The sequence below is a fragment of the Pontibacter sp. CAU 1760 genome, from assembly GCF_054482735.1.
The window spans coordinates 210,416-226,919 of record NZ_JBTLRL010000005.1 but is presented as its reverse complement, the minus strand read 5'-3'; the positions used below and the strand labels follow the sequence as shown (position 1 = coordinate 226,919).

15 protein-coding genes are annotated in these 16,504 nt (G+C 50.4%); 5 read left to right on the top strand and 10 right to left on the bottom strand.

The window, feature by feature from the left end:
• The first annotated feature begins 111 nt into the window (after nt 1–111).
• Complete coding sequence (locus ACXYMU_RS09370; protein WP_458986118.1) at nt 112–2,832, top strand: PAS domain-containing sensor histidine kinase; 2,721 nt, start codon at nt 112–114, stop codon at nt 2,830–2,832.
• 78 nt (nt 2,833–2,910) lie between these two features.
• Here ACXYMU_RS09370 and ACXYMU_RS09365 read toward each other — a convergent pair whose 3' ends face one another.
• The 5 genes from ACXYMU_RS09365 to ACXYMU_RS09345 all read right to left on the bottom strand — a co-directional run bounded on the left by ACXYMU_RS09365 (nt 2,911) and on the right by ACXYMU_RS09345 (nt 6,730).
• Entirely contained in the window at nt 2,911–3,813 is a 903-nt protein-coding gene (locus ACXYMU_RS09365) for a DUF5777 family beta-barrel protein (protein WP_458986117.1), read from the bottom strand.
• Nucleotides 3,797–4,348, bottom strand: a complete 552-nt coding sequence (locus ACXYMU_RS09360) for a YceI family protein (RefSeq protein WP_458986116.1) — start codon at nt 4,346–4,348, stop codon at nt 3,797–3,799. Before ACXYMU_RS09360 ends, ACXYMU_RS09365 begins: the two co-directional genes overlap by 17 nt.
• 52 nt (nt 4,349–4,400) lie before the next feature.
• Nucleotides 4,401–4,802 (bottom strand): hypothetical protein, encoded by a 402-nt coding sequence (locus tag ACXYMU_RS09355; protein ID WP_458986115.1) that lies wholly within the window; start codon nt 4,800–4,802, stop codon nt 4,401–4,403.
• A 113-nt stretch (nt 4,803–4,915) separates the two neighbouring features.
• Nucleotides 4,916–6,067, bottom strand: coding sequence for a CHRD domain-containing protein (locus tag ACXYMU_RS09350; protein ID WP_458986114.1), 1,152 nt, complete (start codon nt 6,065–6,067; stop codon nt 4,916–4,918).
• Between the two features lie 102 nt (nt 6,068–6,169).
• Nucleotides 6,170–6,730, bottom strand: a complete 561-nt coding sequence (locus ACXYMU_RS09345) for a fasciclin domain-containing protein (protein ID WP_458986113.1) — start codon at nt 6,728–6,730, stop codon at nt 6,170–6,172.
• Nucleotides 6,731–7,091: 361 nt separating this feature from the next.
• Here ACXYMU_RS09345 and ACXYMU_RS09340 point away from each other — a divergent pair, with 361 nt between their 5' ends.
• From ACXYMU_RS09340 to ACXYMU_RS09330, 3 genes are all read left to right on the top strand, one after another.
• Entirely contained in the window at nt 7,092–7,892 is an 801-nt protein-coding gene (locus ACXYMU_RS09340; protein ID WP_458986112.1) for a PepSY domain-containing protein, read from the top strand.
• 35 nt (nt 7,893–7,927) lie between these two features.
• Nucleotides 7,928–8,587 carry a DUF2911 domain-containing protein gene (locus ACXYMU_RS09335; RefSeq protein ID WP_458986111.1) on the top strand — a complete coding sequence of 220 codons (660 nt, stop codon included), beginning with the start codon at nt 7,928–7,930 and terminating at the stop codon, nt 8,585–8,587.
• Between the two features lie 339 nt (nt 8,588–8,926).
• Complete coding sequence (locus ACXYMU_RS09330) at nt 8,927–10,696, top strand: chloride channel protein (protein ID WP_458986110.1); 1,770 nt, start codon at nt 8,927–8,929, stop codon at nt 10,694–10,696.
• 61 nt (nt 10,697–10,757) lie between these two features.
• Here the strand turns inward: ACXYMU_RS09330 and ACXYMU_RS09325 are convergent, their stop codons facing one another.
• Nucleotides 10,758–11,183 (bottom strand): hypothetical protein, encoded by a 426-nt coding sequence (locus tag ACXYMU_RS09325; protein ID WP_458986109.1) that lies wholly within the window; start codon nt 11,181–11,183, stop codon nt 10,758–10,760.
• A gap of 290 nt (nt 11,184–11,473) precedes the next feature.
• On the opposite strand from ACXYMU_RS09325, the gene ACXYMU_RS09320 reads away from it, so the two are divergent.
• Nucleotides 11,474–12,010, top strand: a complete 537-nt coding sequence (locus tag ACXYMU_RS09320) for a YceI family protein (protein WP_458986108.1) — start codon at nt 11,474–11,476, stop codon at nt 12,008–12,010.
• A 135-nt stretch (nt 12,011–12,145) separates the two neighbouring features.
• Here ACXYMU_RS09320 and ACXYMU_RS09315 read toward each other — a convergent pair whose 3' ends face one another.
• From ACXYMU_RS09315 to ACXYMU_RS09300, 4 genes are all read right to left on the bottom strand, one after another.
• Entirely contained in the window at nt 12,146–12,412 is a 267-nt protein-coding gene (locus tag ACXYMU_RS09315; protein ID WP_458986107.1) for a hypothetical protein, read from the bottom strand.
• A gap of 223 nt (nt 12,413–12,635) precedes the next feature.
• On the bottom strand, nt 12,636–13,640 hold the full coding sequence (locus ACXYMU_RS09310; RefSeq protein WP_458986106.1) for an ABC transporter permease: 1,005 nt from the start codon (nt 13,638–13,640) through the stop codon (nt 12,636–12,638).
• Between the two features lie 77 nt (nt 13,641–13,717).
• Complete coding sequence (locus ACXYMU_RS09305) at nt 13,718–14,827, bottom strand: ABC transporter permease (protein ID WP_458986105.1); 1,110 nt, start codon at nt 14,825–14,827, stop codon at nt 13,718–13,720.
• 9 nt (nt 14,828–14,836) lie between these two features.
• The gene (locus ACXYMU_RS09300; protein ID WP_458986104.1) at nt 14,837–16,477 is read right to left on the bottom strand and encodes an ABC transporter substrate-binding protein; all 1,641 of its coding nucleotides are present in this window, start codon (nt 16,475–16,477) and stop codon (nt 14,837–14,839) included.
• Nucleotides 16,478–16,504 lie beyond the last annotated feature (27 nt).

Genomic DNA, 16,504 nt, shown 5'->3' with positions numbered 1-16,504 from the left:
TGCGTACCGAAAACGGACAGCTGAACCGTGCGGTTCGGGTTAGGTAAGCTTCCCATGTGTGCCACACATATTAGTGGCAATTGTGTATCTTCACTCAATCTTAATTTGAATATGCCCCTATTTTCTGCGATGGACCAGGATTTGGAAATGGATTACCAGTTGATTTTCAATACAATGCCCGGGAGTTTCCTGGTGCTTCGCCCTAACCATCCTGAGTATACTATCCTGGCTGTCAGCGATGTATTGCTTCAGGCAACTGCCCGCGAACGTCGGAATATGGTGGGGCGCAGCATCTTTGAGGCATTCCTCGAAAATCCTGACGCCCCTGGCGTTGCTCATATCAGGGAAGCGCTGCATGAAACCTGCCAAACGAAAAAGCCCAATGAACTGCCTGTCGTGCGCTATGATGTCCCTAACGCTGTGGGTGCTTTCGAAGAACGCTACTGGTCCGTCAACAATACCCCGGTTACAGATCATGATGGTGAATTAAAATACATCATCTATACCACCGCCGACATCACCAAACAGTTTCTAGCTGAAAAACAAAGCAGTGAGCTTACAGAGCAATTGGCTTCCAGCCAGTTAAAGGAGGAGAGTTATGCCCGTTTCCGCGGAACGGTAGAGCGGGCCCCAGTGGCCATTGCGGTTTTCCGTGGGGATAATTTCGTGGCAGAGGTTGCCAACGATGCTTATTTGCCGATTGCAGGTGTTGGAAGAGAGGATTTGATCGGAAAGCCGTTGTTTGACGTGCTTCCGCAAACTCGGGAAACCCTGGAGCCGATTGCGCGTGAGATGATGCGCACGGGAAAGCCTTTTCCAGCCAAGGAATTTGAGATTGTTCTCAAGCGAGACGGGAAAGAGGAGACCTGTTATTTTGATTCGGTATGGGAGCCATATTATGAAAACGACGGTACTGTCGACGGCTTTATTGTAGTTGCCCATGAGGTAACAGACCGGGTGTTGAGCAGGAAAAAGACAGAAGTGAGCGAGGAGCAAATTCGCTCCTTCGTGAACGGTGCCCCATTCCCGATCGGGGTATACATCGGGCCGGAGATGAGAATCCAGTATGCCAACCAGGCCATGCTGCATGCCTACGGCAAAAGTGCCGATGTAATTGGCAAGCGGTATGAAGAGGTCCTGTCGGAGATGGGGCCAGCGGTATTTCAACAGTTAAAGGAAGTTTATAACACCGGTGTGCCGTTTCATGCCAAGAACCAGCATATGGAGGTGATTAGGGAGGGAGAGCGCATGTCCTTTTTCTATGATTATAGCCTTATCCCGCTTTTTGATGCCCAAGGTAACATCTACGGCGTGATGAACACAGCCGCAGACGTTACCCAGTTTAGCCTGGCAAACAAAAAGCTAGAGGAGAGCGAATCCCGCTTCCGTAACATGGTGGAGCAGGCGCCGGTAGCTATTACCCTCACCCGTGGCCGCGACATGGTGATTGAGAGCATCAACACACCGATGTTGCGCATCATGGGCAAGACTGAAGAGGAGGAGGTGCTAGGTCTTAGGATGGTTGAGGTACTGCCAGAGATAAAAGACCAGGCGATCCTGGACATTGTGTTGAGCGTGATGGAGACTGGCAAAGCCTTCGAGGGAGCTGAGGTGCCAGTTCATCTGTGGGTAGCCCACAGCATGGAAGAACGTTTCTTCAACCTTTCTTATACCCCCCTGATTGAAGACGGTGCCGTAACAGGCGTGATTCATGTGGCACTTGATGTAACGGAACAGGTCATCGCCCGGAAAAGAATCGAGGAAAGCCAGGCGCAACTGAAAGGTATCATCGAGGCGACACCGGAGTGCATCAAAATAATCTCCGGGGACGGGACCCTGCAGTACATGAACCCGGTGGGGCTAAACATGATAGAAGGCGACCCAGGACTGCTGGGATGTGCCAACGTGCTGGATGTGATCGCACCGGAGTACCGCCCCCAATGGGCAAGAAACCATAAACGCGTTTGCAAGGGGGAGAGCCTGAGTTGGGAGTTTGATATTGTAGGCCTGAAAGGGACCCGCCGGCGCATGGAAACGCACGCCGTGCCGCTGCACAACGGACAAGGTACCCACCAGTTGGCCGTTACCCGCGATGTGACAGCACGCAAAGCATCGGAGGAAGCCCTGGAACTGAAAAACGCGCAGCTTACCCGCATCAATAACGACCTGGACAATTTCATTTATACCGCCTCGCACGATCTGAAAGCACCTATCTCTAACATAGAGGGGCTGTTGGATTTGCTGTCGGATGACCTGGAAACAGGTAAGGCCCCGGCAGGAGAGGTACAGCGCATTATTAGCATGATGCACGCAGCGGTGGAACGCTTCAAGAAAACGATTGAGAGCCTGACCGATGTCGTAAAACTGCAGCAGGAAAGCATAGCCGATGCCGTGCTGGTTAACCTGCATGAGGTAGTGCAGGAGGTAAGGTTAGATATGGAGCCAAGTATAAAGAAGGCGGGTGTGAAGTTAGAGGTAGACCTTGACAGGCACACTACTATTCGCTTCTCGCAAAAAAACCTTCGGAGCGTAATCTATAACCTGCTCTCGAATGCCATAAAATACCGTTCCCCGGAACGCACTCCTGTCATAAAAGTGAGTTGTGCCAGCACTGCCACACACCACGAACTGACTGTAGCTGACAACGGGATGGGTATCGCAGGCCCTTTAGACAAGCTTTTCACCATGTTCCGGCGTTTCCACGATCACGTAGAAGGCACCGGCGTCGGGCTGTATATGGTTAAGAAGATGGTTGAGAATGCAGGAGGCAGTATCGAGGTTGAAAGCCAGGAAGGCTCAGGCTCAACCTTCCGGGTATACTTCCAGAAGTAAGCACCGGCGTTAGCCTCAACAGCTTTCAGTGACCAGCTGAGTTATCAGAGCAGTATAGACACGATGCTGACCCCAGGGCTATTGTCCAGTGCCGAATGTGCGGGAAATGTTGAAACCGAACTTGAACTCGCCCTCGCCCCACGATGAGGTGGTGTTGGGGATGAAGTTATTCTCAACAATGCCGGCATTGTTGGTGAAGAACATATGAAACACGTGGCCACCCGTCTCAATTTCCACCCCAAAGCCCAAGGGAGCGTAGTAACCGCTGTTAGCCTCGTTTCGGATCCCGGAAAAGGTATAGAAATAGTCAGCCAATAAGGCAAATCGCTTGGTGAGTTTCAGCCTGCCCCCGATACCCATGGAAAAAAGATCGTGTTCGTCCTGTGGATCAAACAGGTAGTTGCGGTGTAGCAGCGTCGGCATGAGCTGCAGCGAGAAAAGGGGGCTAAACTTGCGCGCCACCAATACTTGATAGGTATAGGATAGCCGGTGTGCCACATTAGCATACTCGCTTTCGACAGCTCTTTGAGGCGTAAACCCAGCGTTTATGAGCAGGGTGGTTGAAACAGGCATGTGGTTATCCTGCGTTTGGGTAAAAAGGCTGTACTTGGCATACCCGTCCACCAGTTCACTTATTTTGCTTCTGCCTATACCTAGCGTAAGTTTATCTGTTACCCCATACTCAAAAGCTATCCGGATATCGGCTGCCTGGTCCAGCCCGTAGAGGGTATGCACATTCCCGCCGTCTCCACTGATGTCGCCGAAGTGGTGCGTTACCCTAAAGTCAAGGCCCCTGCGCTTCACTGTTTCCACGGAATGGCCGTTGACTACCCGCGTTGTTTTGAAAGTGGCAAACACTGGCTGGCTTTTATCCGCGCTGCTGTCTGCTAATGCGTCCAGCAGACTGTCCTGTGCCTGGGTTATGTTAGTGAGGAGGCACAAAAAAACCATTACCCATACCGCCTTACTTCTTAGGTTCATAGTGTGCTTTCAGTTTAACGTTGATATTTTGGGAGATCTTTGAGATCTTATCGTTGGGGATGTCGATGCGGTGATCCTCCACGAGCACGTCGAAGGCTGCGCTCAAGAGCATCTGCCCGTTTTTCACCTCAATTATACCTGCGATGGTGCGGTCCTTTGAGATCCCATGCACAGTCAGCCTGCCTGACACCATCACCTTGTAAGTCCCTTCCTGCGAGAGGTTTGTGCCCGGCATCAGCTTGCCTGCAAACGTGGCATTCGGGTATTTATCGCTTTCCATGTAGTTTTCGTTGAAGTGCTCCTGCATCAAGCCGTTTTGAAACACGAAAGAGCGGATCGGGATTTTGAAGGCAACCTCGCCGGTGGTGGTGTTGATGGCAGCACTGCCCTTACGCGAAGTCGCTTCGATGTTCTCGAACCGCGCTTCCGAAAAGAATGATGTTTCCAGGCTTTTAGCAAAGTACAGGTCCTGCGCAAGCACATTACCCGCCAGCGCCAGCAACAGAGTCAAGCAAAGGTATAGCGTTCTCATCATGTTAAATCTTAAAGTGGGGGAAGGGGTATAAGCCGGGCATCAGGCGTTGATGTCAGTTGTTTGGGGCACCCAGCTTTATCCAGGCCTCTATTTTGTGGATATCGGCTTCAGGCAGCGGGTCTTGTTTGAAAGGCATTCCGGGGAACTCCACGAAGCGTAAGCGGGCCTGTAGTTTGGTCATGCTGGCGTTGGAGGTGCTCGGTCTCAAAGCATACCGTTTCAGTTCCTCAAAGTCATCGAGAAAGGCGTAACCGGCTTTCTCGGGGTCGGTGGCATTGGCTGTGTGGCAGGAATAGCAATGCGTCGCGACAATGGGTTTAATATCCGCCTGGTAGCTTACTTGCTCAAGCGCAGGAGTAACCTCACTCGCCTGGTCATAGGTGCAACCGGCGGTTAAAAGCATCACGAAGCCCAAAGACCCCATGCGGCTGAGAAAAGCTGAGTAGTATGTCATGGCTTGCATTGCGTTAAATTTAAGGGTAACAATCCAGAGGCAATTCGTGCTGATGAATTGACCTAAAAATAAAAAGCCCTAGTACCACCGGGGGGCTAGGGCTTTTTGGGGTGTTATTTCACTAATTGGGCGCGGATCTCTCCACCTGCGAAAGCAGCTGTATGTACGTTCAGGTACCACAGGCCTTGCAGCAGATTAGCTTCCTGGGTAGCGTCCAGCGTCACAGTGCCTGTCATGCCAGAAGAATAGGGTCCTGCCACTTCTTTTTCTACGCCGCCGTTTGTGCCAGCAGCAGCTTTATGGAAGTGCATGGCTGTAGGTACAAGGCCGGTGTAGGCAATGTTATACGTTAGGTTCTTGGTCACCTTATCGTATATGGCATAAATGTTTCCGGTAGCCAGGGAGTTAGTTGGGCTTACTTCGTTCTCGCCAGAAAGCTTGTTGGCAAATACTACTTTCTGGTCTGCTACCACCTGTCCTCTGATCTCGCCACCTGGCTGTGCCGCGCTGTGTACGTTCAGGTAAAGATTGCCATTCAAAAGGTCTGTTTCCTGTGCCGGGGTAAAGGCAGCCGTGGTGCCTTTCAGTCCCATGATTTCCATTACCACGTCCCCGTTCACGCCCTGGGCAGCTTTATGCAGGTGCATGGCAGAAGCAGTCAGTCCGTTAAGGGTGATCGTATAATCAGCCTTCTTGGTTTTCTTGTCGTAGATGCCGTTAAAAGTGCCTGTTGCGTTGGAGGCATTGGCAGGCACTTCCTGTCTTCCGGACAGTTTGATATTACTCAGCACTACTTTATCCTCTGTTACGGCCTGGCCTCTCAGCTCGCCGGCGGCAAAGTTCGCGCTGTGCAGGTTCAGGTATATGTTCCCCGCCAGCAATTCTGCTTCCTGGGCTTCCGTTAGCTTCAATGTGCCTTTCATGCCAGAGGTATAAGGTCCTGGCACCTCCACCTCTACGCCTCCTGCAACACCTACTTCGCCCTTATGGAAGTGCATGGCTGTAGGGGTTGTGCCAGTATAATTGATGGTATAAGCCAACTGGTTGCTGTTTTTGTCGTACTGGATCGAGTAGTTTCCAGAAGCGTTTGAGGTGTTCTCAGGCACTTCCTGCTGGCTGCTCAGCTGCACGTTGTTCATGCTAATCATGTCTGCCATGGGCATGTTCATGTCGCTGTCTTTTTCATCGCAGCTGGTAGTAGCCAGGAGTGTACCGAATAGGCAGGCCGAAGCCATCAGCTTTTGGGTGAAAGCAATTTTTCTCATTTTAGTGTTTTTATAAATGGGGGATGGTTGATTACGAGGGGAGAAGAAAGCCCTGCCATAACAGGGCTTCTTGCATTCAGTTATTTGTAGCGGGAGTGGTGCTTACTTAGGTAACATCACTCTATCCAGCACGTGGATCACGCCATTCGACTGCTGCACATCATACACTGCGATGTTTGCAACGTTTCCGTTTTCGTCGGTGATGTTAATGTTACGATCGCCATTCATCATGGCTGTCAGCGTTCCGCCGCTTACGGTTTTCATGGTGGCTTTGCCTTTTCCGGCTTTGATCGCGGCCATGATCTTTCCGGAATCCATACGGCCCGGCACCACGTGGTATGTTAGCACAGTAGCTAGCGTCTGCTTGTTCTCTGGCTTCAGTAGTGTTTCCACAGTGCCATCCGGCAGGTTCTCGAAAGCATCGTTAGTTGGGGCGAACACCGTGAATGGTCCTTTGCCTTTTAAAGTCTCCACTAAACCAGCTGCCTTAACGGCTGCTACCAGGGTAGTGTGGTCCTTTGAGTTAACGGCGTTGTCAATGATATCCTTTGTCGTATACATCGCTTCGCCACCAACTGTAACGGTCTTCTGCGACTGAGCAGCCACAGGGGTTAATGCGGCAACACCAGCTACCAACATTACAGATAAGATTATTTTTTTCATGTGTTTGTTTGAATATGACTCACCTACGCCGTTGCTTGGATAACTGGATTTCAGGACACAGAAAAAATATTAATCTCTCCCTATATAATAGCGGCTTACATGTGGTTTATTGGTTGAATAACAATGTTTTGCGTGTAAGATAAAGGCTGAATTATTTTTTTTAAAAGCCATGGGGCAATCTGACGGCCTCTAAAAAAACAATTGATGTATTCCCGATAATTCACGTATCACGTTTGGGTTTGTCGCCGCAGGGCCTGGCTCTTGTCCTCTGGCTGAGGGCATAGCACAGCATCTATCGCATTTTTAAAATATTATAGCCTATAGCAGGGCTATTGTACTGATGAGCTGTTATATTGTGCTAATGAAATTAAAAAGCAGGAATTACTATATACGCAAGTCGCACCGTTACCTGGGTTTGCTATTGGGAGTGCAGTTTCTCTTCTGGACTTTAGGCGGACTTTACTTTAGCTGGAACAACATAGATGAGGTGCACGGTGACCATCTGCGGAAAAAGAAGCGCTCTTTCCCGGCCTCCATGCCATTAGCTTCGCCTGGGGCAGCGCTGAAAAACCTTGGCGCATTGGCCAGAGTAGATTCGGTGCAGTCGGTGCAATTAATTGATATAAACGGCTTGCCGGTATACCAGGTGCACTATTTTACAGGGGGTAAGGACCATGCGGCACACGAGCCGGGAGGACATAGGGCCATGCCACAAGGCAACCTAAAAGTGCAGTTAGCAAATGCTGAGACAGGCCAGTTGCTGGCACCACTCAGCAAAGATCAGGCACTTGAAATGGCTGCAGGCGCCGTGGTTGCCCCAGCTCAGGTAGAGGAGGTAGAGTACCTGACCGCGGTAGGGGATCATCACGAGTATAGGGGAAGGCCGCTGCCTGCCTGGGCCGTTACTTTCCGGGAGCCTAACTGCACCGTATACCTCTCTGCCGAGCAAGGCACTTACCAGACCATCCGGCATAACCAATGGCGTGTGTTCGATTTCTTCTGGATGCTGCATACCATGGATTATGAGGGCCGCGACAACATCGGCAACTGGCTGCTCCGGATATTCTCTGTTTTCGGGTTAATCACAATTTTGTCTGGTTTTGCGCTGTACTATATCTCATCGCCATCTGTCAGAAAAATGAAGCGTAAAATGCACGTATAATTCTCCGGTATAATCGCCATAAAACTTTAACGCCCATGAAGAGAACCATTATCGCCTTGGCAGTTGCTGCCACGGCATCTGCAACACTGCCAGGCTGCAACAATGCAACCCAGGAGCAGAACACGCCGGACGAACCCGTGGAGGCGACCGCTCCGGAAGACACGGTGGCTGCGGCGGCCGTGCAGGATACAATCAAAGGCAGCATCCCATCGGAGGCGACCGTGCAGGATACAATCAAAGGCAGCATCCCATCGGAGGCGACCGGTACTATTGGCCCAGCCAACCTGAGGATCAGTTATTTTGCACCGGGCGTAAAGGGCCGCAATGTTTGGGGTGGCTTGGTGCCTTATGACCAGGTATGGGTAACCGGTGCGCACATGGCCACGAGCTTGGAAACCGACAAAGCGCTGGTGGTTGGAGGCAAAGACCTGGAAGCGGGGAAGTACGCGTTTTTCACCATCCCCGGGAAAAAGCAGTGGACCGTGATCATTAACAAGAACTGGGAGCAGCACCTGACGGACGATTACTCAGCGGCGGAAGATGTGCTTCGCGTGCAAGTGAAAGCAGAGGATTCAGCGCAGCATCAGGAAAGACTCAAGTATGAAATAATTGATAGCGCAAATGCCTCAGGGGCTCTGCAAATGGCCTGGGGTAAACGGAAAATCTCTGTCCCAATTGAAGTAAAGACTCAGTAACAAACGCCCTGTCTGAAATAACATCAGACAGGGCGTTTGGGTTGTTGTCATACCTATAGCCGCGCAGGGCAGGGGTAATAAAGTGGCGCGTTGTTTACAACTGTTCTGCAGTGAACGGCTATGATGCAGCTTGCATGTATAAGGGATACAGTTTTTGCCCTCGGCCTGTTTGAGGCATCGGTAATACTGTTGTAATATTATTTTTATTGTATGTGTCTTTCTGCTTGAAAAACGTAAAGAGTATTTTGCCGGTGCGCCCTACCAGCTGATGGCAATAGGGGGTGGCACCCTGCTCACAGCTCCGCTGGCAGTGCATTTAACAGGACGCTATCCTAACTCATGAAGCATAAACTGAACCGTTACCAACTCGCTTTTTTCAGGTGGCGCAGAAGGCAGAGCAACAACCGGATCATGCCTTTTGTGCTTAGCGTAGTGGTAGGGTTAATCGTAGGCGTTTCGGCCATTCTCATCAAGTCCATCATCTTTTACATCGAGCAGTATGCGGTTTATTTCGCACCCACCCTGCTTTACTTTCTTTTGCCCCTCATCGGTTTTCTGGCTGTCACGTTCCTGAACCGCAACGTCTTCAGCAAAACAGCTCACTTCAACGGCTCACGTAACGTAATCGAGGCCATTGAGCGTAACGCTTCCATCATCAAACTCCGGCTGGTTTACTCTAAGTTTATCACCACGGGGCTTACCATTGGCTTTGGCGGAAGCTCAGGGGTGGAGGCGGCGATCATTTCGAGCGGGGCGGCGGTGGGCTCCAACGTAGGGCGTTTCTTAGGGCTCGGCTATCGGTTGCGCACGCTGCTGATAGGCTGTGGCGTGGCGGCAGGTATAGCAGCGGTGTATAACGCGCCCATGGGTGGATTTATCTTTGCCCTCGAAACCATATTGCCTGAGTTTACGCCCACCTTGCTGATCCCGCTTCTGGTGGCGGCAGCGGCAGGCAAAATCCTGTACGAGTTCATCATGGGCGAGCATTTGCGGTTCGGGGTGGCCCTCACCGATTTTGCCTACGAGCAGATTCCGATGGTAATTGTGTTAGGGATATTGGGTATGCTGATGGCCAATTACCTGCTCAAAACATATAGTTATTGCGCTATTTATTTCTCCCGGATAAAAAATGCCTATGTACGGGCTGTGGTGGGAGGGGTGGCGTTGGGGAGCATCATTTTCCTGCTGCCGCCTATGTATGGCGAGGGGTATGTGAGTATCAATGCGCTGTTGAACGGGGAGGAACGCTCCCTTATTGTCAACTCCCCTTTGGCGGTGCTGCCCGACACCATCTGGTATAACCTGTTTTTCTTTTTCCTGATCACGATGGTGAAGCCCCTTAGCACTGGCATCTGCGTAAACTCCGGCGGGGAAGGCGGGTATTTTGCCCCATCCATTATTACAGGTGGCCTGTTGGGGTTTGTGTTTTACAAGGTGATGGCGCTTCTCTTTCCTTTTTATGAGTTGAGCGCCGCTACTTATATGTTCCTGGGTATGGCCAGTGTGTTTGCCTGCATCATGAACGCCCCAGTCACGGCTATCTTCCTTGTAGCAGAAATCACGCAGAGTTACCAGCTTTTTGTGCCGCTCATGCTGGTCTGCGCTGTGTCTTACTTCCTGAAATACTACATCGAAAACCTAAGTCAAAGTGTGGACAAGCCCAAGGGGCAGAGCAAAGCCATGCGGGTAGACAAAATTTTACTGAACCAGTTGGACATTAGCATGCTGGTGGAAAAGGCCGGCCCACCGGTGCATGAAAGCACGTCGCTACGCACGGTGGTGGAGGTGTTTTCGAGTTCAAGCCGCGATGTGCTGCAGGTACTCGACAAGAAGGGTATGATGGCAGGTGTCATTTCGCTCAGCGACCTGCGGAAGCAGCTAGGGGATATCTCGAACTATGATATCATGACAGCAGGGGAGCTGATGCAGCCGCCGTCTGCGATGGTGGAGATAGATGAGTCGGCATCGGAGGTGCTGGAGAAGTTCGATAAAAGCAAGCTTTGGTCATTGCCAGTGGTCCGGAATGGCCGCTTCAAGGGGTTCATTTCTAAAAGCAGGCTCCTGTCGCAGTACCGGGATGAACTGACGCGGGTGAACCGGTTCTTTTAGGTTGTTGCCCACTGGCGCAAGAAGCAAAGCAAGGTAAATCGATAGCCGCAAAACCTGTCTGTTAGTTGCTCAGGCCTGAGGTATAAGAGGCAATCTCGTCCTCTTTCTCCTGTAGCTCTCTGTAAGCGAACTTGGTGAGCACATCCCCGGCCATGGTCGTCATCACGCCAACGATGCGCGCCTGGCTAATAACCTCCTCATTCCAAGCCGAAGCAATCACAACGATCACAAACCCATTATAAGGAGACAGGTCCATCAGGCTGGGGTTAGGAGCCGGCCATTTACCGCTGGTGAGGCTGTAATTGCCTTGCTCCCAGCGGGGAGGGTTTTCCAGTTTGTCCTGGCTGGCCTGGAAATAACCATCTGCCACAGTACCGATAAACAAGGCATTTACATTGCCCAGTGCCTTAAGGGCTACTGCCACAGGATCTGGTAGGGCTGTTGGCGCTTTTACAACTTCTTCTTTTGCAGTCTCTTCTGTATGCATTTTGTTTTAGTATGGTGTAGTATAGCAACAGGTGGCAACCTTCTTTTGGTTCTGAGCGAAACCACACGCAGTGCAGATAACTAAGGTGCACAATTAGACGTTTGTTCTGAGAAAGATGTTGTAAGAAGCCGTATAAAGCACAAGCTTACAGTTTTAAGTAATTTTAAGGTATAGGCTAACAGCAAAGCTTTTGATTCTTTAACATTTTTAATATATTTGATGTATATACATGTAATGTTTATACATTTGCAATGTCGAAAAATTTAATTTCAACATTAACACATAAAAATATGGCTAATTTTAAGTGGGTGGTAGACCCGATGCACAGTGAAGTACAGTTTAAGGTAAAGCACTTGATGATCACGACTGTAACAGGCTATTTCAACACGTTCCATGTAGAGGCAGAGAGTGAGGATGATCAGTTTGGCGGTGCAAGCAACATCCTTTTCACTGCTGATGTAAATTCTATCAGCACCAATAACGAGCAGCGGGACACACATCTGAAGTCGCCCGACTTTTTTCATGTAGAAAAGCATGACGAGATACGTTTTGTAGGCACCAACTATGAAAACACCGGCGGAAACGAGTTCAAGCTGCATGGCGACCTAACGATCCGTGATGTCACAAAGCCTGTGACAGTGGACGTAGAGTTCGGCGGAATTGTAGTAGACCCGTACGGGCAGACCAAAGCGGGCTTCACTGTTTCAGGTAAGATTAGCCGTAAAGAGTTTGGTTTAACCTGGAACGCCGTGACAGAGGCTGGCAGTGTGGTGGTGAGCGATGAGATCAAGCTACAGGCTGAGATCCAGTTGGTGAAGCAGGGTTAAAAAGCTTAACTTATAAAGTGCGGGCAAAACAAAAGCCCTGTAGGGGGGACTACAGGGCTTTTTGCCTAATCTAAACACAAACAACCAACAAATTTTCTTATTTCTAACTGATAGTAGATAGCTTTTTTAAACTAGTTAATAGCGGATAAAAGGGCCATTCAGGTGAATGGAGTGATAGCTGTCGGCCAGGCCTACAAAGTAATCTCCAATAAATATTCCTGCTCCGTTATTCACTGCACTGGTTACTTCCAGATGATGTACCATGTTCCCATCGATCGTGGCATAGCCGAGTAATTCTTCCTCGTGTGTATCGGCTGTTAACAGTGCAATTGCAGACAGGCAAGTGCTTTTGTAGCAGTTGGTTACGGTACTGTCGTTCGAAGGGCTAAGGGTTCCTTTCATGTGGGGTAGAGTGCTTACGTTTTTAATACGTAACAATTTTACAGCTTTCCTTACTCAGGAAACAGGAATATTCAGTAGCCCAGGTAACATGAATTTTCGTGCAATTTAAGTTGCATTTAGAGCGGCAAGTTTATCCAATGTTACAAATAATGAGGCCCAATCAGGTTAAATTAGCGGTAAATCGTAAATATTGTTTGTGTTGAATATTGCTAAAAGTAACATTTTAAGCATTGTCATTTCTATGAAAAACTGCCGCTAAATAGTGGCTACAAGTATAAAGTGCCAGGATAGTGAGCGTCAAAACCAGACCAGGGAATACCACCAGCCACCAAGCAGAGGTGTTCGATCGTACGTTGGCTATGGTTCTGCCCCAGCTCACAAAGTCTGTGGGGATGCCAATGTTCAGAAACGAGAGCGTAGATTCCAAGGCCAGCAAACTTCCCAAACCAAACGTGAACGACACCAGCACCGGGCCCAACAGATTAGGCATCGCCTGCCGCCAGATGAGCTGTCTAGGCCGCAACCCAATGCTTTTGGCTGCTTCGAAATAAGGGAGCTGCTTAATTCGGCGCATCTCTGCGCGCGCCAAACGGGCCGTGTTCGTCCAGATAGTCAGGATAATTATGATGGAAAGCAGCGACACAGATGGTGGCGTGTACGAAGCAAGCACCAGGATCAGGACAAACCTGGGGATGGTCGAAAGACTCTCGATCAGGCGCAACACGATCTGGTCTACAGGTATGGCTACCTTTTGGCGCATAACAGGAATAAAACGATGCAATATTTTAAAAACCGTAAAAAGTAACATTAGCAGTAGACAGCCCGCCAAAATACTTTCCCCAATCACGCGTTTCTCAAATGCCGCCTCCATCAAGTGCAAGGGGAGGTATAGCCCGTAATAGCCTATGCAAATTACACTGACGGGCAGCAGCAGTAAATTTGCTCGGGTTGTTTTTAAGCCCTTTTCCCCGAAATAGCCTGCTGCTGCCCCTAACAGTACCCCAATCAGGGTAGCAAGCAACATAATGGGCAAACTGATGAAAAATGCCGTGCGGATGCCATAGAGCACATTGGACAGCACATCACGGCCCAGACTGTCGGTACCCAGAAAATGCCAGCCAGCATTGCCCAAGTCTTGGAAAGGGGGCTGGAAGATATTAGCCAGGTCCAGTTGGTTGGGGTTATGCTGTAGCGGCAGCCAAGGAAGGGTAAATGCTAGAAGCAGCAAAAGGCCCAGGTATATTGCTGCTATCCTAAACGCTAACTTGTGTTGCCACAAGCTTTTTATATGCCGCCATACCTGCCTCATGCGTTACCTCCCTGCTTGATCCGCGGATCCGCCCAAGTGTAGGCGAGGTCAGCCAACAGATAGGCCAGCATTCTAAAAGCAGCCACGAGTAATATAATGCCAGTCAGCACGGGGTAGTCTCTGGCAAGCACCGAATCAATGAGTAAGCGGCCTGTACCAGGCACCGCAAAAACCGTTTCGATGATAAAAGTGCCTGCCACCAAAGCAGGTATAAAATCAGAGAGCAATGTAATGAGCGGCAATAGCGCGTTCCGGACCGCATGTTTTCGGATCACTTTCGCCTCCGCTAATCCTTTGGCCTTAGCCGTCCGGATGTAATCTTCCTGCAATGCCGCGCGTAGCGCATTATAAAATTGGCTAGTAAGGTATGGGAGGTTAAACAGTACAAGGCAGCTGAGCGGCAAGGCCATATAAAAGAGCCACTCCGTTAGTTGCTGCCCTAGCCCTACACCTTGAGGGGTATAGTATCCCATTCCGAAGGCAGGGAAAAGCGGGAGGAAATCCGGGTTGGCGAAAAGGGTCAGCAGCAACAGCGCCAGTACAAAAGGGGGTATACTATCGAGCACGAAAAGCACAGGCAGTAACAGCTTGCGGAGCCACTGGCCTTTGCCCTGCACCATTCGGATGCTCGCTTCAAAAGCCACTAGTAGCGCTACCAGCATACTGCATAACAACAACCAGAGCGTATTCCCCACCGAACTGCGCAGCAAATGCGCCACCGGCTGGCCGTTCTTCAACGAGGTGCCAAAATCGCCCTGGGTCGCCTGCCTTAACCACCTTTGATACTGGTTGTGGCTGCCGTGCCAGGTAAATTGAGGTATAAGGAAGGTGTATGCATCTGCTCCCGTTGGCTTTTTAGGCAGCGCAGCAGGAGAGAGGGAGAAATAAAACAGCGGCAGGTCCTGCCCTGTACGGTGCAAATAAGCCTGATAAGCCGCCTCCCGGTCGGCAGTGGCGCCGGTGCTGTAGAAACCAGCCTCAGCCCCCAGAATACGTTCGGAGGCATAAGAGCCTGGCAATATCCTGCTTAGCAAAAAAACTATAGTGCCCAGTGCCCACAAAGCGGGTATGATCAGTAAAAGACGCTTGAGCAAGTGGTAGCCCATGAAGCGGGGTTATTCTTTAAGGGTAAAAGCACTCACATCGTAGTTCGGCTTCAGGCCCGAGATTTTCAGATTGCCAAATCTTCTGTGAACGGCCAATCTTTCCTTCAGGTAGAACAGGGACAGAAAAGTGGCTTCTTCATGCAGTATTTCCTGCAAGCGTTTCAGCAGTTTAGCCTTCACTTCCGGCGTCTCGGCCTTGTTGATTGCCTCTAGTATGGTGTCACTCTCCTCCGTGCCGAAACCGGTCGTGTTCATACCGCCGGCCTGTGCAAAGCGGGTATGGAACAAGGGTTCGAAGTTCAGGACAAATGGGTTTCCAGATAAAGACCTGAGGTAAAGCTCAAAAGTCTGGGACTTGAGTTGCTGTACCAGCAAGCTGTTTTCCATGGCCCGAACCTCCACAGGTATACCTGCTGCAGCGGCACTTTGCTGGAAAATGATAGCCGTATTTTCATAACTGGTGTTTCCGGCCCGGTAAGCAATCTCTAACGTTAGCTTCTCCCTTTTTCCGTTTAAGGTCTGATACCAGCCATCAGCCTCCTTTTCCCATCCTGCAGCAGCGAGGAGGGCAGTCGCCTGCTGCACATTATAGGTATAAGGCTGCAGTTGGGCGTGATAAAAAGTTTTGAGAGAAGGCGGGACCGGCCCCACCGTAGGAGTGGCGTAGCTCTGCTGTGATGCTTTGATAATGTTTTTGACATCCAGGAGATGGGCAATGGCCTGTCGGGTGCGTTTATCCGCGAGTTTCGGAAGACGGGAGTTCAAGCCGGCAAAAATAAACTCGTAGGCATCGGGCGCATAAAGCGCATAATCCTTTTTAAAAGCGGGATCTGCTTTGAGGCGGTCGAACTCGGGTGCCGGGATGGTTTCGAGCACGTCCAGCTGCCTGTTTTTCAGAGCAAGCAAAGCCGTTGTGTTATCCGGGATCACCTGGAAGCTAATGCGTTCGGGGTTGGCAGTAAGATGGGTGGCCTCCGGTAAGGTGTTACCCCACCAGTTTTCTTTTTGCTTTAGTGTCAGGTATCTGCCGCTTTCCCAGTTTTCCAACACATAGCCTCCAGACCCTTGTAATAAGGCAGGGGTTGTGCCCATGGTCGGAGAGTTGAACTGTTTGGCAAAAGCCTGCAGTTCCTTGTTGTTTTCAAGCTTGGAAAGGCTCTCGTTAAGGTCTGCTACCTGCAAAGGCAGCAACAGGGAGTTTGGGTCGAGAAGGTAGGTTGGTAGGATAAAGAAGTCTCCGGTCAGGAGTTCCATCTCGGGGCTATAGCCATCGCAAACCAGCGTAAAGCGCTTTGGGTCAGCCTCATCCAATCTAATATCGCGGATAAACTGCACTTGCGGCTTCAGAGACTCATTGTTCAGCAGCGGGGCTTTCATCACCTTCAGTGTAAAGGCAACATCCGCTGCCGTTACAGGAGATCCGTCCGTCCAGACTGCCTCATCACGGAGTTGGTAACTAAAAAGCGTTGTCGAATCTGTCCGCTCCATCTCAGGCATCTCAGCGGCCAGATAAGGCTTGATCTGATCATCAGCCAGGTCGGCACTAAGCAAGCTCTGAAACAAGAGGTTCAGAATCTGCAACGAGCCCGCATCCCCGTGATGATTGATGGGGCTTAGTGTTTCCGGTTCTATAGCTAACCGAACGCGCACCTCATAAGGTGCGCGTTCGGGCTGGGT